An 18,864-nucleotide genomic window follows, 5' to 3' on the forward strand; every position below is an offset into this window, starting at 1 on the left:
GAACACACAAATGTTAAAACAAATTCGCGTATAATAAGTCTTACAATATAGAGGAAAATGTTTTTGAAGATATTATAAAGGATTATATGTTCTATTAATATTAAGAAGTTTTAAAGTAGTTTGTAATTTTAAAAGGAATGGCAAAGTAAATTATGAAATTTAAATTGCTTGATTTGTATAAACACTAAAAAATAATTACTAAATAAAATACACAAGCAAAATATATAATGTTTTCATAATACCATTTAATGCAAAAAAGTATGCTGTATTAATGATAATCGCTACTGTTATGATGATGGTGCTGTTCATATGCCCCATACATACAAATTCTTTGGCTCTTTTTAGTGATATCTTTCGTATGTTTTCATGTGTTTGCGCCATCTTTGAGTTATTTTGCCATCTAGCTTAGCGAACAAGAGAAGCTAAAGAAAAGACTTTTGGTTTCCATAGGGCTTGATTTAAGTCTCTATTGCGATGGCGATTTTTTGTCGCACCTATCTTATATGAGGCAATTTGTAAGCTAATCCGACCTGGGCACATAGATACTAAAACACTTATAGTTATAGCGATTATTGAGCTTTTTGGTAAATGCCATAACGGGTCATATTTTTACTAAAAGCCGATATGGAAAATATAAAATTATCTTTTTTATATGATGAGTGATTTTTTAAGCCCTGTAGGAGCAGTATTATCGTTTATTTTAAAGTGTGTATTTGAGCAGATAACCTGCTTGCATAGCCTCTTTTGGTCTTATTCTCCTATAAAGGCTAGCTTAAATATTTTGTTTGAAACTTTCCCTGTTAAGATTGATTAAGTTAAAATTTGATTGAAAGCCATGAAAAAGTGTTTCAAGTTCATGACTGCATATAGTTTAAATCATTTATAATATATATGGTTTTATTATAAGTAGCGAAGACGCTTTTAAATTCGGTCATATATCAAATAAGCTTTCTTTCAAACTTTTATATAATCAATATATGTCACTCGATATTTTAGCCATAATTCAGCGATATTGTCTTGAAAAAAATAAAACAGCAACGGCTATAAAATTTTCGGATAAAAATTATCTTAATTTGTAGAATTTAAATTATCTTTTTTATTTTAGAAAAATCACTATTTTGTAGTAGTGTAGCTCTATTTTTGATAAAACTGATAATTGTTATTTAATTATAAAAACCTTAAGAATCTTTATAGTATGGGCTATTTTAAATATATTATTAATTATTTATTAAATTTTTTAGTTAATTGTTATAATAAATGTTAAATAAGAAAAATAGTAGTAATATTATGGGATTGCATATGTAATATTATTTTTATTCTTTAGATAATACTTGAGATAATACTTGCGCCCTGTAATCACTAAAATTTATAACTGTTAATTAAAATATAGGCTTTGGCAAACTATAATTTAAAATATGCAAATATAGCAGATTTACTAAATATCTAACTTAAAAGGAGAGAGTATGAGAGAGGATGTCCTAGCTAGGATAAACGAACGTCTTAATCTTTTGGCTAAGATGCCAAGAGTAAAGAATGATAGCTCTATCACCGAGGCTTTAAGGGCAAAAGGCTTTACTCGTCGTGATTTTATGAAGTGGGCTGGTGCGATGACTGCTTTTATGGCGCTTCCTGCATCTATGACGCCTATCGTCGCAAAGGCTGCGGAGTTAAGCGATCGCTTGCCTGTGATTTGGCTTCATATGGCTGAATGTACGGGCTGTTCTGAAAGCTTACTAAGAACAGATACTCCTACGATTGATAGTTTGATATTTGACTATATCTCACTTGAATATCACGAGACTATCATGGCTGCTTCAGGCTGGCAGGCTGAGGAGAATTTGGAGCATGCCATAGAAAAGTATAAAGGAAAGTATATTCTTTTAGTGGAAGGCGGTATCCCTATGGGAGCTACTGAGGGATATCTTACCGTAGGACCTCTTGGTTATACGGGATATTATCATGCAAAACACGCTAGCGAAAACGCCGCAGCTATCTTTGCTATCGGAACCTGTTCTAGCTTTGGCGGAGTTCAAGCTGCTAAGCCAAACCCTTCAAATTCTCAAGCTCTAAGCAAGGCTACAAGCAAACCCGTTATAAACGTTCCTGGCTGTCCTCCGAGTGAGAAAAATATCGTTGGAAACGTGCTTCATTATATTTTATTTGGGACTATTCCTTCGCTTGATGTGTTTAATCGTCCAAAATGGGCTTACGGGCTTAGAATTCACGATCTTTGTGAAAGACGCGGACGCTTTGACGCAGGCGAATTTGTTCAAAGATTTGGCGATGAAGGCGCAAAAGACGGATACTGCTTATATAAAGTCGGCTGCAAGGGTCCATATACGTTTAACAACTGCTCACGCGAGAGATTTAATCAGCACACGAGCTGGCCGGTTCAAGCGGGTCACGGCTGCATAGGTTGTAGTGAGCCTGATTTCTGGGATACGATGGGACCGTTTGAAGAGCCTATGGGCGATAGACTTTACAATACCGTTTTGGGACTTGGCGCCGATAACGTAAGCGATAAGATCGGTATAGGAGTTTTGGCTCTTGCAGGTATTGGTATGGCAGCGCACGCAGCTATCGCTACTTTTGCAAAAGATAAAGATGAGAAAAAGGCGTAACAATGAGCGAACAAAGAATAGTAATAGATCCTGTAACGAGGATTGAAGGGCACCTTCGAGTAGAGGTTGTCGTAGATGAAAATAACGTAGTTAAAGAGGCTTATTCTGGCTCTACCTTATGGAGAGGAATAGAGCAGGTAGTAAAGGGTCGCGATCCTAGAGATGCGGGATTTTTTACTCAAAGAATTTGCGGAGTTTGCACATATTCTCATTATAGAGCGGGTATTGTTGCCGTTGAAAAGGCTCTTGGTATAGTTCCTCCGCTTAATGCAGAGCTTACTAGAACGCTTATGAACGCAGCTCTTTATCTTCACGACCACGTTGTGCATTTTTACCAACTCCACGGACTTGACTGGGTCGATATCGTCTCCGCGCTTGAAGCAGATCCGAGAAAGGCCAGCGAAGAGGCGTTTAAATACTGCGAAACTCCGTATGCTACGGGAGCCGATAAACTAAAAGAAGTTAAAGAAAAGGTCGCAGCATTTGCCAAAAAAGGAAATTTAGGACCGTTTGCCAACGCTTACTGGGGGCATAGTACATATCGCTTCACTCCTGAGCAAAATTTGATAGTGCTTTCACACTATTTAGAATGCTTAAGCATGCAAAGAACCATAGCTCAAATGATGGCTATATTTGGCTCTAAAAACCCGCATCCACAAAGTTTAACAGTAGGTGGCGTAACCTGCGTTATGGATCTTTTAAGTCCGTCAAGACTTGGTGAATATCTAACCAAATTTAAAGAGACGGTTGATTTTGTAAATCGCGCTTATTATCCTGATATTTTAATGGCGGCTAAAGCTTACGGAAACGAGCCAAGCGTATTAAATGACGTGGGAGTGGCGAATTTCTTATCTTATGATGAATTTTTAGTCGGTAGAAACGATAATCTATTCCAAAGCGGTATAGTTCTAAACGGCGATTTAAGCAAGGTTTATGAAGTGGACGATATGAAGATAACCGAAGAGGCTACTCGTGCTTGGTATAAGGACGATAAACCGCTTCATCCGTATGACGGCAAAACAGATCCTAACTATACGGGACTAGTTGATATGAAGACCCTTGACGGGCATGGCAAGATGGTTGATACTAAAGTATTTGACGCTAAGGGTAAATATAGCTGGATAAAGGCTCCAAGATATGAGGGCAAGCCTATGCAAGTAGGTCCTATCGCAAGCATCGTAGTTAACTATGCAAGAGGAAACAAAAGAGTAGTGCCTATCGTGGATAAATTCTTGCAAGAGACAGGACTTCCGATAAACGCTATATTCTCAACATTAGGAAGAACGGCTACTCGTATGCTTGAGGCGAAAGTAGTTGCCGATCACGGTTTAACGGCGTTTAATAACTTGATTGAAAATTTAAAAACGGATCAAGAAACTTGCGCTAAATACGTAATAGACAATAAAAAAGAGTATAAAGGCTACTTTGCGGGCAATGCTCCAAGAGGCGCTTTATCTCACTGGTGTAGAATTAAAGACGGCGTTATAACAAACTGGCAAGCGGTAGTTCCATCAACTTGGAATGCTTCTCCAAAGGATGCAAACGGCATTCGCGGATCATACGAAGAGTGTATAATCGGACTAAAGATAGCCGACTTAACTCAGCCGCTTGAAATTATTCGTAAAATTCACTCTTACGATCCATGTATCGCTTGCGCGGTTCACGTTATGGATACTAAGGGAAATAAGATTAGCGAATACAAAATAAATCCAAATTTGTAAGGAGGATTTATGTCACATCATAAACCCGATCGCATCAGCGAATACGAATTTTCGATAGGTCTTAGGCTTACGCACTGGATTAGATTTGTAGCGATTGCATTTCTAGTCGTAAGCGGGTTTTATATATCTTATGTGTTTATAGCTCCTGAGGTTACTAACGAGCCTACGATATTTTTAAATGCAAAATGGCGCGCGGCTCATCAAGTGGCGGGATTTATACTCATCGCGGTTACGATATTTAAGCTTTATCTTTTCTTCTTTGATAAGCTTAGTAGAAAAGAGCTTGCTAGTATTTATGATTTCTTTAGTCCAAAAGTTTGGATAGCGCAGATCAAATACTACATATTTTTAGGGCCGCATCCGCACCTAAGAGGCGTGTATAATCCGCTTCAGTTTGCGTCATATTTGTTCTTTTATCTTGTGCTTTTTGTGATCTGTTTAACAGGCATGGTGCTTTATGTGCATGTTTATCACGAAGGGCTTGGTGGGTTATTTTATGAGCCGATGAGATATTTTGAAGAGCTTATGGGCGGACTTGCAAACGTTAGAACGATTCACCGCGTAGCGATGTGGATCATAATGATATTTGTTCCGGTTCATATTTATATGGCCGTATTTAACGCGGTCAAAGGCAAAAACGGTGCTATGGATGCCGTTGTAAGCGGATATAAATTCGTCAAAGAAGAGCACTGATATATGAAGGTGCTCGTCCTTGGCATCGGTAATGTAATGTTCTCCGACGAAGGTGTCGGAGTTCATTTTACCGAAATGATAAAAAGAAACTACAAATTTACTCACGAAATCAACTCTTTAGAATTTGTTGACGGTGGCACCTTGGCGATAGCCTTAACTCCGATCATAGCGGAATTTGACTATCTTATAGTGGTTGATTGCATAAGCGCTGATGAATCAAGCATAGGCGATGTCTATTTTTTCGACTACGAAGCGATGCCAAATCAAATTTCATGGGACGGCTCGGCGCATGAGGTTGAGATGCTTCAGACTCTTCAGCTTATGGATCTAGCCGGAGATATGCCAAAGACTAAAATTTTAGGCGTTGTTCCAAAGCGAATAGAACCTATGAGTTTTGAGCTTTCAAGTGAAATTAAAGCTAGCGCCAAAGTCATGGAAAAAACACTGCTAAAACACCTTGAAGAGCTTGGATTTAGCTATGAAAAAATCTCAAATTTAAATATAATAGACCTCGCAAACGAATACAAAAACAAAGGCATCTGATGATACTAGTTTATGAATTTGAGTATGCAAACTCAAATGAAAATTTGGCGTTTTTTCTAAATTTTTATGCTAAAAAAAGCGGATTTTCTTGCGGCATAGAGCAAGAAGGTTTATATACAAGGCTTTATTTAGAAGATGAGCAGGAAGAACTTTTAAAATTTTCTGATGAAATTTCAACTCTTATACCGCACTTTATATTTTTATCAAATTCTCGTGTTTTTGTAAGCGATGAGTTAAAAGGCGAGCAAAAAGAGTTTAAAAACACTCTTTCAAACATCACTCCAAAGATGATACAAAATTTTCATGAAGGCAACATTTCAGCTTGTGAAAACGAAATTTTTAGTGATGTTAAGCTATTTAAAGATGATAAATTTGAAGCGGTTACAAAAGAAAATTTTAAAGAGATTTTGGATTTTGCGATTTTAAATTTTAAAAAAGGAGAAAGTTTAAAATTTAAAGATTTGGAGGGAAATTTTGAAATTTTAAACTTCGGCGAGTTAAGCGGTGATTTTGATATCCTGATGCCTACCAAGCTTAAAAATTTGCCAAAAATTTTTATATCCGATCAAAATTCGCAAATCGCTCTTGCGAGCTACGAAAAACCTGTTGTGGAGCTTAAGACAAGCACTCTTTATAGGCAGAACCACCCAAATGCGCCGTATTTTTTTGATGTGAAAGCTCCTAGGGACATATTTATCTACGCGCTTTGCGAAAGACTTTTTGAAGAGGGTGTAAATTTCATCGCGCTTAAATGCGATAAAGAGCTTTTTAAAGCTACAGTTTTAGAAAACGAATACATATTTTCAAATGCTCAAATTTATTACAAAAATGGCTTTAGCGACTTCATAGAGGCTTCAAAAGATAAAAATTTAGCCAATTTCTATCTAAGTGCAGATGAATTAGGCATGAAAGATGAAAATAAACTCAGAGTTTTTTTAAGCAAATTTGAAGATGACGAGTTTAAAATTTATACTAAAAATAACGATTTTGAAGTGCTAAATTTACAAATTCCAAGCAGTTTTGAAGAGATTTTTGAAATGATATCAAAAGAGGAGGGCGGAGATAGGCTTGTGGCAAATTTTAGCGCAAATTTCCCTCTTACAAGTGGAAGCATAAACACTCCAAATAGCTTTTTTTCGCTATTTTGCATAGTCGGTAAAATTTTTGGCTTTGATGATGACTTTAAAAAAGCGGGCATTAAACTGCTTCAAAATGCGATGGATTTTAACGGTCCTAAGGGTCCAAGGCTTGATTTTAAAATGGCTTCAAAAACCGGCTTTGACATCGTTAAATTTGTAAGAAGTGGCATGAGCTTTCGCCTAGCCGGAGTTGATGATAAGATTTTAAGCTTTGGTTATCTTGAGTCGTTTGCGCATTTTATAGCCGATTTTTGCGATGTTTTACGAGAGGATTTTGACTTTAAGCACATCGTTTTGCAAGGATCTTTGTTTGAGTGTAAGGCTCTTTCAAATTTGATGGCAAAGCACCTAAGAGTAGGCGTTAGCGCAAAATTTAGCAAAGGACTTTCGCTTGAAGAGATGCGTAAAGTATGAAATTTCAGGTCTTGTTCAAGGGGTCGGATTTCGTCCTTTTGTCTATAATTTAGCTCTTAAATTCGCTCTTTTCGGCGAAGTATATAATGATGACGAAGGCGTTAAATTAACCCTTTATGGCGAAGATGAGGCGTTGGCCAAATTTGATAAAGCATTGATAGATGAGCTTCCTAGCCTAGCCAGGATCGATGAGATTTTAAAATTTGAGCTTGATAATGTTAAATTTAGTGACTTTAAGATAATTCCTTCAAAATCCGCTAAAAAAAATGCGCCTATCTTGCCTGACTTTGCACTTTGTGTTGATTGCGAGCGAGAATTTTATGATGTCACAAATCCTCGCTATCACTATCCTTTTATAAACTGTACTAACTGCGGACCTAGATTTTCAATCATCAAATCACTTCCGTATGATCGCATGAATACGACTATGGATAAGTTTAAGATGTGCGAATTTTGCGGTAGCGAATACAAAGATCCCACCAACAGAAGATATCACGCTCAGCCGATATCTTGCCCAAACTGCGGTCCAAACCTAAGCCTAAAAGATAAATTTGGAAAAATAGTAACAACACGAAACGAAAGTGTAAAAATAGCAGCAAGGCTTATAAAAGAGGGTAAAATTTTAGCTATCAAAGGGCTTGGTGGCTTTCATTTGGTATGTGACGCTACAAACGAAGAAGCGGTAAATGAGCTAAGAGCTAGGAAACACCGCCCTAAAAAGCCTTTTGCTATCATGTGTAAAAATTTGCAAAATGCTAAAAAACACGCATGCATAAGCCCTGCCGAAGAGCAAATTTTAACTTCAAATTTAAAGCCCATAGTAGTTCTTGAAAGAAAATTTGAGTCAAATTTATCAACTCAAATAGCACCAAATCTTAATAAAATAGGTATATTTTTGCCATACACGGGCGTTCATCTTTTGCTATTTGAATACCTAAAAAACGATATTGTAGCGACTTCCGCAAATATTTCAGGCGAGCCTATAATTTATAATGAAGCAAGCTTGCTTGAGAAAATGAGCGATGTGGTTGATTACTATCTTGATAATGACCGCGAAATTTACTCTCCAAGCGATGATAGTATAGTATTTGTTATAGGCGATGAGCCTGTTTTTTTACGAACCAGCAGGGGAGTAAATCCTAATTTTTTGTATACGAATTTTAAAGATAAACGCACTATTTTAGCCGTAGGAGCGGAGTTAAAAAACAAGTTTGCCATATACAAAGATGGCGAAGTAATGATAAGTCCTTATATAGGAGATCTTAAAAATATAGCGACTTATGAGAGGTTTTGCTCTTTAATTGAGCTTTTTGCTCAGGTTTATGAGCTTAAATTCGACGAGATAATAGCCGACTTGCATCCTCATTTTTTAAATTTAAAATGGGCGAAAGAGTATGCGGCTAAAAACGCAGTGAAAGTAACTCAAATTCAGCACCATTATGCTCATTTGCTATCTGTTATTTTTGAGCATAGTCTTGATATAGATAAAAAATATCTCGGTTTTTGTTTTGACGGGACCGGGTATGGAAGTAACGATACGATATGGGGTGGGGAGATTTTACTCATCAATGGCAAACAATATGATAGGATTTTTCATTTTGATGAGTTTTTATTGCTTGGCGGAGAGAGTAGTATTAAAAACATATATAAGATAGCTTACTCGATAATATTAAAATATCACTTGGAGGAAACTGCCGATAAATTTTTAAGCAAATTTGACTCTCGTGAGTTAAAAAATTTAAAAACAATGCATGATAAGAAAATAAACTCTGTTACCACAAGCTCGCTAGGAAGGATATTTGACGCGTTTGGTAGCATTATACTAGGACTTGATACTATAAGTTACGAAGGTGAAGCAGGAATGGAGCTAGAAGCACTTTATGATGAAAATTTAGATGTAAGCTACAAATTTGAAATAGTGCAAAACAAGATAGAATTTAAAGACGCTTTCGCTCAAGCCTTAAAAGATGATAAAGTTATAGCCGCTACAGGCTTTATAAACGGACTTTGTGAAGTGGTTGTTAAAATAGCCATGTCAAAAAGATATGATGTTCTACTTTCAGGTGGGGTCTTTCAAAATAGAGTTTTCTTAAAAAAAATAATTAATATTCTTAAAGATAATAACATAAATTATTATTTCAATAAGAACTTACCTACTAACGATTCTTCCGTATCTATCGGACAATTAACGTTTGCATTAATATAAATATAAGATTTATATCATATAATATTAATATAAATTCACTTAAAGGAGTTACTATGGATGAAATTATAAGATTCAGTGTTTCTTTGCCGAAACAACTGCTAGATGAACTTGACAAAAAAGTAAGCTCGCAAGGCTATGCGTCCAGAAGTGAATTTACTCGAGATTTGATAAGAGAAAAGATCATTAGCGACAGTTGGAAAAACGCAGATGAAGAGCTTATAGGAGTTCTTACTCTGATATACACTCATCATCAAAACGACCTTGTAGTGAAAATGATGAATATAGAGCATGACGCAGAAATTCATATCACCTGTACGACTCATGTCCATATAGATCATTACAACTGTCTTGAAACGCTAGTATTGCGTGGCAAAGCTCATGCTATAGAGAAATTTTGCGAAAAGATAGCAGGTCTTAAGGGGGTTAAATTCGCAAAGCTTACCAAAGCCGCCGTTCCTCAATCCTAACTTAAAAACAGGCGAATCAAGCTACAAAATTCGCCTGTTTAAACTCCTATTTTGATATTTTTATTTTATTTCATATTTAGTAACTTAATGATAAAATCGAATATTTATTGAAAATTTATTACTTTTAAAGGCTAAATATTGAGTAGTTTTTCTTTTCGCAAATTTGTAAATCACGAAGCAAGTTCTGGCGTATTATTGATGTTTGCGGCAGTCCTTGCTATCATCTTTCAAAATGGATTTTTAAGCGATTTTTATAACTCTTTTTTGCGTATAAATATGGGATTTTCATTTGGCGAATTTGAGCTTAAAAAGCCTCTTATACTGTGGGTAAACGACGGTCTTATGTCGATATTTTTCTTTCTTTTGGGGCTTGAGCTTAAGCGTGAGATAGTAGAAGGCGAGCTAAGAAACATATCTCAAGTTATCCTGCCCGTAGTAGGAGCCATAGGTGGTATCATCGTGCCCGCGCTTATATTTTATTCACTAAATTACAATGATGCTTTTGCCGTTAAGGGTTGGGCGATACCAACGGCTACGGATGTTGCATTTGCGCTTGGTATTATCATGATTTTAGGTACTAGAGTGCCTGCAAGCCTTAAAATTTTCTTAGTTACGCTTGCGATTATTGATGACGTTTGCGCCATTTTGATAATTGCTATTTTTTACAGCGGCGATCTTTCGATAATTTCTTTTGCTGTTTCTGCAGTGGCTATCCTTGGGCTTTTTGCTCTGAATTTCTTTAAGGTAAATCGACAAGCCGTATATCTTATTTTGGGCATTATACTTTGGGTCAGTGTTCTTAAATCAGGCGTTCATGCTACGCTTGCCGGAGTTATCGCTGCATTTTTTATACCGATTAAGCCCGATACCAACGGCAAATCCATGCTAAAAGATATCGAGCACAACTTGCACGGCTACATAGCGTTTTTTGTTTTGCCGGTTTTTGCCTTTGTAAATGCCGGAATTTCTCTTAAAGGAATAGGCGTAGAGCAACTTCTTCATCCCGCTTCAATTGGCGTTATTTTGGGTCTTTTTGTCGGTAAGCAACTTGGTGTTTTTGGATTTTGTATGATAGCTATCAAGCTTGGATTTGCAAGATTGCCTAAGTATTCAACTGTGCTTCAGTTTTATGGACTTAGCGTGCTTACGGGCATCGGCTTTACGATGAGTTTGTTTATAAATTCGCTTTCTTATAACGATACTTACCAATTTGCTTACGCCGATAAGCTTGCCATCCTTATAGCTTCTTTTATTTCGGGGCTTGTTGGATATATCATACTTTATTTTGCGGGACGAAATAGAAAAACAGTAAAAGAAAAGAAGATATGAATATACTAAATAAAAATTTCCTTGCCAACGAACTTGTAAAGTGGCAAGAAAGCGGACTTGTAGATCGTTTAACCGCACAGCGCATAGCTCAAAGCTATGGAATTGATTTACAAAACATAAGCGATAAAAACAGCCTTATTTTAAAGCTTGTGGCGTATCTGTTCTTTGCGCTTTCTCTCATAACTCTCGTGGGTGCTAATTGGGAAGAGATACCGCGCATAGCTAGGCTTATCATCGTAGTAAGCGTTACCGCTTTTGTAAATTTAGGCGCATTTTATATGCTTAAAAAAGGCAATGAATCTCAAAGTACGGCTCTTTTTTTCTTGGGAAATTTTTGTTATGGTGCGGCTATAGCTCTTATAGCTCAAATTTATCATCTTGGAGAGCATATGCCAAATGGCATTCTTCTTTGGGCTATCGGCGCATTTGCGATCGCACTTTCTTCTGAAAAATCGATAATAACGGCTCAAGCGCTTATCATCGCGCTAATTTGGTTTATTTTAGAGCTTGAGCTTAAAACGCTATCGCACGGCATAGTTATATTTTTTGCTTTATCTATATTTTCACTTTTAAAAGAAGAGTCAAGACTGCTTACTTCAGCGCTTTTTGTAGGGATTTTTATTTACTTGGTTTCAGATATCACCAACTATTACGGAGGAAGTGAATTTTGGCTGATAACTAGCAACAACCTAATCTTGCTATCTCTTGGCTATCTGCTTCTTTGTTTAGGAATTTCTTTTGCTTTGGAGCATTTTAATCGCTTTTTAACGGCAGAGTATTTAAGAAAAGCTTCTATATCAATAGGGCTATTCACGCTGCTTTTTGCAATGACTACAGATAGCATTAGGTATTACGGTTATGAACCTCAAATGAATGATGTCTTTATATTTTACAAGGGTTTTTACGGCACCATGTATCTTGCTTTTGTCTGCGGTGCGCTTGCTTTATCTCTTATATTTAGGCGATTTTATACGGCAGGACTTTGCGTAGTGATGCTTATCTTGCCGCTTGTTATCGGATATGCGTTTGAGTATACCGATGCGGTTTATTCGTTTTTGAGTGTATTGGCGGGTGTGGTTCTTATCAAGCAAGATTATGTCAAGCTTGGACTATTTGCTATTTTTGCAGTGGCTATCGTTAGATATATTGATCTGATAGGCGATTACATAGGCGCTAGTTTGTTATTTTTAGGCTTTGCGGTTACCGTGCTTGTTGTTTCAAGAAAAAAGAGGGCAAAATGAAATTTAATCTTATTTTTTTAGCCATAATTTTTCAAATTTTAGCTCTTTTTGGCATGCTTGGCTATGCTTACGCTCCGATTTATTTTGGAAAAGAGATTAAAGTAGATGTTAGTTTATATGATCCAAGGGATTTATTGCGTGGAAATTACGTAAGTTTAAATTACGATTTTTCAAGGCTTCAAGATGATTTACAAAGCGAAAATTTAAAAGGAAATAAAATTTTTGCTATCTTAAAAGAAGGTAAAGACGGCATTTATAAATTTGAAAAACATAGCTTTAAAAAGCCCGAAAGTGGAGTATTTTTAGCAGGCAGGATACCGCCTTATAGACATTCGGCTATCTTTGGGGTTGAGGCGTTTTTCTTGCCTATTAAAAAAGCTCTTGATATGGAAAGAGATATCACTCAAAACGGCGCATTTGCGATTATAAGCGTAATGGATAACGGCAAAGCAAGAGTTAAGGATATAGTTTTAAAGCCAAGTATAGAGCTTGATTTAAATGACGGCGCGGACGAGAGAAATTCTGAACCGAATTTATAACTAGAATATAATAAAATTAAAAAAGGAAATAAAATGTGTAAAGATTGCGGATGTTCGCTTAGCGGACACACTCACGCCCATACTCATGCTGACGGTACGAGTCATTCTCACTCGCATGATCACGCTAAAGATCACGGTCATGGCTCAAATCATGAGCATAGCCACGCACACGAGCATATGCATACTCATTCAGACGGCACTACTCATGCGCATTCTCACGATCATGAAGGCGAACATGGACACGGATCAAGTCATGAACATCGTCACGAGCATGCCCATCCTGCGCTAAATGACAGTAAAACAGTCGAGGTAATTACGAAAATTTTATCTCAAAATGATAAAGAAGCCGCGCATAACAGAGCTCATCTTGACGAGCATGGAATTTTATGCGTAAATTTGATGAGCAGTCCTGGAGCCGGCAAGACGACTTTACTTGAAGCGACTATAAAAAGCGGTAAATTTAAGATAGGCGTAGTCGAAGGCGATCTTGAAACAAACCAAGATGCCGATCGTATCATAGCTGCAGGAGCAAAAGCTCATCAGATAACCACCGGACAGTCCTGTCACTTGGATGCCTTTATGGTGCATGAGGGGCTTCATCACTTGCCGTTAAACGATCTTGATCTGGTATTTGTAGAAAACGTTGGAAATTTGGTCTGTCCGGCAAGCTATGACGTAGGATCGCACTTTAACGTCGTGCTTCTTTCGGTACCTGAAGGAAGCGATAAGGTATCGAAATACCCTGTGATGTTTCGCTCGGCGGATCTTGTGATAATAACCAAAACTTCGCTTTTACCACACTTTGACTTTGACGTTAAAAAGGTCGTAACCGAAGCTAGAAAGCTAAATCCAAAGGTCGATATCATCGAGCTTGACTCAAAAACGGGCGAAGGTGTAGAGAAGTGGCTTAAGTATCTTAAGCTTAAAAAGGAGCTTAGATAATGTGCCTGTCTATCCCTTCCAAAGTGCTTGAGGTAGATGAAAACAACGTCGCTTTGGTTGAGACCTTAGGCGTGCAAAGACGCGTTAGCCTTGATCTCATCGGTGAGACCGTGGAAGCTGGCGAATACGTGCTTATCCATGTTGGATACGCAATGGAGAAAATCGACACCAAATACGCGCTAGAAAGCCTTGAAATTTACCGCCAGATAGCAGCCGATATGGCTTCAGGCGAGATAGACGAGGAAGAGGGCGATATGGGACTAAGCGATATGCGAGATAAAATTTGAACCTTATAAATGAATTTAGAGATAAAAATCTCATCTTAGCGCTTTCGAATTTGATTAAAAAAGAGAGCGTTAAGCCACTAAATATAATGGAAATTTGCGGCGGACACACCCATAGTATCATGAAATTCGGGCTTTCTCAGCTTGTGGGCGAGCATATAAATTTCATTCACGGTCCGGGCTGTCCCGTTTGCGTCATGCCAAAAAGTCGCATAGATGAGGCTATAAAGCTTGCATCGCGCTCTGACGTGATACTTTGCACGCTTGCGGATATGCTTAGAGTGCCTGGCTCTCACACCAGCCTACAAAAGCTTCGCAGCGAAGGAAGCGATATAAGAGCGCTTTATTCTCCGCTTGATTGTATTAAAATAGCTACGCAAAACCCTGATAAAAACGTGATATTTTTTGCTATCGGATTTGAAACCACTACGCCTATGAGTGCAAATTTGGTTCAAAAAACAGTTGAGCTCGGTATCAAAAACCTATTTTTTCATATCAACCACATCACCGTTCCTGCACCTGTTAAAGCCATACTTGAAGATAAAGACGTAAGGATTGACGCGTTTTTAGGACCAAGTCATGTAAGTGTTATCACGGGCTGGGGAATTTATGAAGAGATAGCAAGTGTGTATAAAAAGCCCATTGCCGTTAGCGGATTTGAGCCGCTTGATATCATGGATAGCATACTGAATTTGGTTCGTCAGCAAAATAAAAGCACGCATGAAATTTACAACGAATACGCTCGCGTGGTAAGTAAAGATGGAAATTTAAAGGCAAAAGAGCTTATAAATCGCTATTTTGAGCCTTGCGATTTTGAGTGGAGAGGGCTTGGCAATATCGCAAATAGCGGTATGAAGCTAAGAGATGAGTTTAGCTATCTTGACGCTAGAGTTAAATTTGACTGCTTTGTTGAGAGCAAAAAAGAGAGCAAAGCCTGTATATGCCCTGAAATTTTGCGCGGGCGAGCTAAGCCGTTTGAGTGTAAAATTTTCGGCAAGGCTTGCACTCCAAAAAGCCCGGTAGGGTCGTGTATGGTTTCAAGCGAAGGAGCTTGTGCAGCGTATTATAAATACGGCGGTATAACGGCTTAAAGAGCTGCGATTTAAAAGCTTTTGCGTTAAATTTATAGAATTTAGGCTGAAATACACGCAGATCGCAATATCTGATGTATATCATAAATTTGCGTTTAGATTGATTTGCAAATTAATTTATCAAGCGAAAAGATTTGCGTGTGATATTAAATTTAGGATATAAAAATGGATAAGATAATGCTAAGCCACGGAGGTGGCGGCGAGGAGATGAATTCTCTTATAAACGATCTGATTTTTAAAATTTTTGATAATGAAATTTTAAGCTCAAGCAACGATAGCGCGATTTTAGATCCGTTAGGCTTTACAAGCGAGAATTTTTTAAAAGAGCCAAAAGAATTAAGCGGGGCTGATGATAAAAAATCTAGTAAAAAGATAGCATTTAGCACCGATAGTTTTGTCGTTACTCCGATATTTTTTAACGGCGGAGATATCGGTAAGATAGCAGCTTGCGGGACGATAAACGATCTTGCTATGGTTGGTGCAAGAGCGAAATATCTTAGCTGCTCGCTTATCATAGAAGAGGGGCTTAGCTTAAGCGAGCTTGAGCAAATTTTAACCTCTCTTGCTATCACCGCAAAGCAAAGCGGCGCAAATGTAGTATGCGGCGATACAAAAGTAGTTCCGCGCGGTAAATGCGATAAAATTTTTATAAACACTTCAGGAATCGGCGAGATGATAGCCCAGCCTTGCGAGCTTAAAAATTTAAGAGCCGGAGCTAAAATTTTGCTTTCAGGTGATATAGGCAGACACGGAGCGGTGATACTTGCAAGCAGAGAAGAGCTTAGTCTTGAGGGCGAGCTTAAGAGTGATTGCAAGAGTCTAGCGGGTGTTGTTGAAGCGCTTTTTGAGGCGGGAATTAGGCCTTTGTGCATGCGAGACGCTACTAGAGGAGGGCTTTGCGCTGCATTAAACGAGTGGGCGAAAGATAGCGGGCTTGATATATTTATAAAAGAAGAAAACATAAAAGTAAGCGATGAAGTAGCAGGTGTGTGCGAGCTGTTTGGATTTGAGCCTTACGAGCTTGCAAATGAAGGAACCTTTGTGCTTGCGGTTGATGAAAAAGACGAGCAAAAAGCGCTTGAAATTTTACGTAAATTTGATACAAACGCAAACTCGATAGGAGAAATTTTAAGCTCCGATAAAGGACGAGTGATACTTCAAAACGCTTACGGCTCAAAGAGATTTTTAGAAGCTCCTAAAGGCGAGCTACTACCTAGAATCTGCTAAATTTAGGATTTAAGATGCATGAGTTAAGTATAGTTCAAAGCCTAGTATCTCTTTGTGAGCAAAACGCAGCTAAGCAGGGCGCAAAAGAGATCACTAAAATCGAGATAAAAGTAGGGCGCTTAAGCGGAGTGGAGCCGCACTATCTTGAAAGCGCCTTTGATGTCTATAAAAACGAAACTATTTGCGCAAACGCCGAGCTTATAATAAACCTTCAAAATGTCGTTGTAGAGTGTGCCGAGTGCGAATTTAGCGGTGAGCTTAGCGAAAACGACTTTACCTGCCCAAATTGCCAAGGACAAAATTTAAAGGTAATTGACGGCGAAGAGATGTATCTCATGCGACTTGAGATGATATAGCTTGGTGTGATATAAAATTAAAGGGCGATATTTGATAAGACAAGAAATCAGGGATAAATTTAGCAATCTTTTAAAGACAATAACAAAAAATGACACAGATATCATAAGCAGATTAAGCACTATGGTTGATTTTATAAGACCGAAAAATAGCGATGAGACACAGGAGTGCTTGACCGCTATTGATATGCTTGTTGAATTTTTTAATAATAAAAGCAAAGAGAGCGTTGATATCAGCAATGATATAAATTTGTTTTTTATAAAGCTGAAAATTTCTACAAATATAAGCAGCTTCGGGATCTTGTCTAAAAACGGATTTGCTTATGAGATAAAGGAGCGTTTTTATAATAAATTCCTGCCAAGTCCTCCTGATAACGGCGAACTTAGGCATGTGTTTGCCACTTTGTTCAATAAAAAAGACGACTATATCTGGGTGCAAAAGATAGATGATGAAATTTGGGAAAGGTTTTTTGCGGCTCTGTTTTCAAATTCCATTCACATACATCAGGTTAAAATTCACTTTTTTCACGAGCTTTTGTATGCCACGGAGATGATGTCCGTATGGATAGCCGCGCAAGAATTTGACGATAGCTTCGTAAGGCTTGATAAAACTCTTTTAAATAGAGATTCTGCGTTTATAGCGCTTCAAAGAGATATAAGCAAATTTGTTCATAAAAATCAAAAAGACCGCCTTGATATACACTCTACGACTCTTGATATTAAGCACTTAGAAGTGCTTTTTAATCAATGCGAAAGACAGATAGCTGATCTTAAGAAAAAATCCGTAAGCCTTGGTATATCGCTTCACGGAGCTTATAAGCTGGAGCGCTTAAAGCAGATATTAACAAGGATAAGAGATGCGATAGAGCTTATTAAAAAATTTGATACCAAAGAGGCTCACCTTACTCTTGTGCGACTTTTTAAAGAGGCCGTTAGAAAAAACGCTACTAAAAATTCTCTCACCGAAGCTTACAAACAAAGCAGTCGTATCATCGCTAAAAGCATCACAAACAACATAGGCGAGCACGGAGAACACTATATCGCAGATAGCGTAAAAGAGTATATAAAGATGTTTTTAACTTCCGCAGGCGCAGGTATCATTATAGCTTTTATGGCACTTTTGAAGATCAAGATCGTGCAAGCTGACTTTTTGATAGGCACACAAACTATTCTTTCAAGCTTAAATTACGGCTTGGGATTTGTTTTTATCCATCTTATCGGATTTACCGTAGCAACCAAGCAGCCTGCTATGACAGCATCAACCTTTGCGCAAGAGGTTGAAAGAGATGAAGATAACAAAGCAAATCAAAATAGGCTTATAGAGCTTATATTTAAGGTTGCAAGATCTCAGTTTGCCTCGGTAATGGGTAATGTCACTTTAGCTCTTTTGATCTCTTTTGCTATAAGCTGCTTTGTGATAAACAGAGGCGGTGTAATTTTAAATAGCGATGAAGCGGGATATTATCTTAAGAATTTAGAGCCTCTGGCGCCGCTTTTATACGCCGGCATAGCCGGAATTTGGCTGTTTTGCTCGGGGCTTATCGCAGGATATTTTGATAATAGAGCCGATTGTCTGCAGCTAAAGCAGAGGTATTTTCATCATCCTTTATTTAAGAAGTTGTTTAAAGAAAACGCCAGAGAGAAAATTTCTTACTATTTGCACGACCATCACGGAGCTATTATGGGAAATTTCATCTTTGGCATACTTCTTGGCATTACGCCGTTTGTCGGGTATTTGATTAATCTGCCTTTGGATATCGCTCACGTGGCATTTTCAAGCGCATATTTGGGATACTCATCTACACATTTAGGAATTTCTACTTATGAGTTTTTATACTATCTATGCTGCGTTTTATCAATAGGGCTTGTTAATCTAGTCGTTAGCTTCGTAATCGCTTTAAAAGTATCCCTTGTATCAAGAGATACTTATATAGGCAACTTTTTTAGCTTTGCAAAGAAGCTGTTTTTAGAAATTTTAAAGCAACCTCACAGGCTTATTTTGCCGTTTAAGGACAAGGATAAGTAAAAATAAATTTGCCAAGAGCGTTACTTGG

16 protein-coding genes are annotated in these 18,864 nt (G+C 37.7%); all 16 read left to right on the forward strand.

Annotated elements, in window-relative coordinates; translation table 11 throughout:
• The first annotated feature begins 1,463 nt into the window (after nucleotides 1–1,463).
• Nucleotides 1,464–2,621 carry a hydrogenase small subunit gene (locus tag CORI_RS04885; protein WP_173031044.1) on the forward strand — a complete coding sequence of 386 codons (1,158 nt, stop codon included), beginning with the start codon at nucleotides 1,464–1,466 and terminating at the stop codon, nucleotides 2,619–2,621.
• A gap of 2 nt (nucleotides 2,622–2,623) precedes the next feature.
• Nucleotides 2,624–4,342, forward strand: a complete 1,719-nt coding sequence (locus CORI_RS04890; RefSeq protein WP_169940955.1) for a nickel-dependent hydrogenase large subunit — start codon at nucleotides 2,624–2,626, stop codon at nucleotides 4,340–4,342.
• 9 nt (nucleotides 4,343–4,351) lie between these two features.
• On the forward strand, nucleotides 4,352–5,035 hold the full coding sequence (cybH, locus tag CORI_RS04895; RefSeq protein ID WP_169940953.1) for a Ni/Fe-hydrogenase, b-type cytochrome subunit: 684 nt from the start codon (nucleotides 4,352–4,354) through the stop codon (nucleotides 5,033–5,035).
• Between the two features lie 3 nt (nucleotides 5,036–5,038).
• The gene (locus CORI_RS04900) at nucleotides 5,039–5,578 is read left to right on the forward strand and encodes a HyaD/HybD family hydrogenase maturation endopeptidase (protein WP_173031045.1); all 540 of its coding nucleotides are present in this window, start codon (nucleotides 5,039–5,041) and stop codon (nucleotides 5,576–5,578) included.
• On the forward strand, nucleotides 5,578–7,131 hold the full coding sequence (locus CORI_RS04905; protein WP_173031046.1) for a hypothetical protein: 1,554 nt from the start codon (nucleotides 5,578–5,580) through the stop codon (nucleotides 7,129–7,131). The genes CORI_RS04900 and CORI_RS04905 overlap by 1 nt, the downstream gene beginning before the upstream one ends.
• Nucleotides 7,109–9,337, forward strand: a complete 2,229-nt coding sequence (gene hypF / locus CORI_RS04910) for a carbamoyltransferase HypF (protein ID WP_173031047.1) — start codon at nucleotides 7,109–7,111, stop codon at nucleotides 9,335–9,337. The genes CORI_RS04905 and hypF overlap by 23 nt, the downstream gene beginning before the upstream one ends.
• A 53-nt stretch (nucleotides 9,338–9,390) precedes the next feature.
• Nucleotides 9,391–9,804, forward strand: coding sequence for a nickel-responsive transcriptional regulator NikR (gene nikR / locus CORI_RS04915; protein ID WP_173031048.1), 414 nt, complete (start codon nucleotides 9,391–9,393; stop codon nucleotides 9,802–9,804).
• Nucleotides 9,805–9,942: 138 nt separating this feature from the next.
• Nucleotides 9,943–11,133 carry a Na+/H+ antiporter NhaA gene (gene nhaA, locus CORI_RS04920; RefSeq protein WP_173031049.1) on the forward strand — a complete coding sequence of 397 codons (1,191 nt, stop codon included), beginning with the start codon at nucleotides 9,943–9,945 and terminating at the stop codon, nucleotides 11,131–11,133.
• Nucleotides 11,130–12,374: a DUF2157 domain-containing protein gene (locus CORI_RS04925; RefSeq protein WP_173031050.1), complete on the forward strand. Its 1,245-nt coding sequence runs from the start codon at nucleotides 11,130–11,132 to the stop codon at nucleotides 12,372–12,374. Before nhaA ends, CORI_RS04925 begins: the two co-directional genes overlap by 4 nt.
• Complete coding sequence (locus CORI_RS04930) at nucleotides 12,371–12,913, forward strand: GDYXXLXY domain-containing protein (protein ID WP_173031051.1); 543 nt, start codon at nucleotides 12,371–12,373, stop codon at nucleotides 12,911–12,913. Before CORI_RS04925 ends, CORI_RS04930 begins: the two co-directional genes overlap by 4 nt.
• A gap of 33 nt (nucleotides 12,914–12,946) precedes the next feature.
• Entirely contained in the window at nucleotides 12,947–13,855 is a 909-nt protein-coding gene (hypB, locus tag CORI_RS04935) for a hydrogenase nickel incorporation protein HypB (protein ID WP_173031052.1), read from the forward strand.
• Nucleotides 13,855–14,142, forward strand: coding sequence for a HypC/HybG/HupF family hydrogenase formation chaperone (locus CORI_RS04940; RefSeq protein ID WP_173031053.1), 288 nt, complete (start codon nucleotides 13,855–13,857; stop codon nucleotides 14,140–14,142). The genes hypB and CORI_RS04940 overlap by 1 nt, the downstream gene beginning before the upstream one ends.
• Nucleotides 14,139–15,230: a hydrogenase formation protein HypD gene (hypD, locus tag CORI_RS04945; RefSeq protein ID WP_173031054.1), complete on the forward strand. Its 1,092-nt coding sequence runs from the start codon at nucleotides 14,139–14,141 to the stop codon at nucleotides 15,228–15,230. Before CORI_RS04940 ends, hypD begins: the two co-directional genes overlap by 4 nt.
• A 165-nt stretch (nucleotides 15,231–15,395) precedes the next feature.
• Nucleotides 15,396–16,457, forward strand: a complete 1,062-nt coding sequence (gene hypE, locus CORI_RS04950; protein ID WP_173031055.1) for a hydrogenase expression/formation protein HypE — start codon at nucleotides 15,396–15,398, stop codon at nucleotides 16,455–16,457.
• Nucleotides 16,458–16,471: 14 nt separating this feature from the next.
• On the forward strand, nucleotides 16,472–16,813 hold the full coding sequence (gene hypA, locus CORI_RS04955) for a hydrogenase maturation nickel metallochaperone HypA (protein WP_173031056.1): 342 nt from the start codon (nucleotides 16,472–16,474) through the stop codon (nucleotides 16,811–16,813).
• Between the two features lie 31 nt (nucleotides 16,814–16,844).
• Entirely contained in the window at nucleotides 16,845–18,836 is a 1,992-nt protein-coding gene (locus tag CORI_RS04960; protein ID WP_173031057.1) for a recombinase, read from the forward strand.
• Nucleotides 18,837–18,864: the final 28 nt, after the last annotated feature.

Origin of the sequence: Campylobacter sp. CCUG 57310 (genome assembly GCF_013201975.1) — a bacterium.
GTDB classification, from domain to species: Bacteria; Campylobacterota; Campylobacteria; order Campylobacterales; family Campylobacteraceae; genus Campylobacter_A; species Campylobacter_A canis.

Excerpts from the sequence above, each read along its gene's own strand:
- CORI_RS04940 (WP_173031053.1), top strand. The coding sequence starts at position 13,855 with ATGTGCCTGTCTATCCCTTCCAAAGTGCTTGAGGTAGATGAAAACAAC.
- CORI_RS04925 (WP_173031050.1), top strand. The coding sequence starts at position 11,130 with ATGAATATACTAAATAAAAATTTCCTTGCCAACGAACTTGTAAAGTGG.
- CORI_RS04885 (WP_173031044.1), top strand. The coding sequence starts at position 1,464 with ATGAGAGAGGATGTCCTAGCTAGGATAAACGAACGTCTTAATCTTTTG.
- hypB (WP_173031052.1), top strand. The coding sequence starts at position 12,947 with ATGTGTAAAGATTGCGGATGTTCGCTTAGCGGACACACTCACGCCCAT.
- hypA (WP_173031056.1), top strand. The coding sequence starts at position 16,472 with ATGCATGAGTTAAGTATAGTTCAAAGCCTAGTATCTCTTTGTGAGCAA.
- hypE (WP_173031055.1), top strand. The coding sequence starts at position 15,396 with ATGGATAAGATAATGCTAAGCCACGGAGGTGGCGGCGAGGAGATGAAT.
- cybH (WP_169940953.1), top strand. The coding sequence starts at position 4,352 with ATGTCACATCATAAACCCGATCGCATCAGCGAATACGAATTTTCGATA.
- CORI_RS04890 (WP_169940955.1), top strand. The coding sequence starts at position 2,624 with ATGAGCGAACAAAGAATAGTAATAGATCCTGTAACGAGGATTGAAGGG.
- CORI_RS04930 (WP_173031051.1), top strand. The coding sequence starts at position 12,371 with ATGAAATTTAATCTTATTTTTTTAGCCATAATTTTTCAAATTTTAGCT.
- CORI_RS04900 (WP_173031045.1), top strand. The coding sequence starts at position 5,039 with ATGAAGGTGCTCGTCCTTGGCATCGGTAATGTAATGTTCTCCGACGAA.
- nikR (WP_173031048.1), top strand. The coding sequence starts at position 9,391 with ATGGATGAAATTATAAGATTCAGTGTTTCTTTGCCGAAACAACTGCTA.
- CORI_RS04905 (WP_173031046.1), top strand. The coding sequence starts at position 5,578 with ATGATACTAGTTTATGAATTTGAGTATGCAAACTCAAATGAAAATTTG.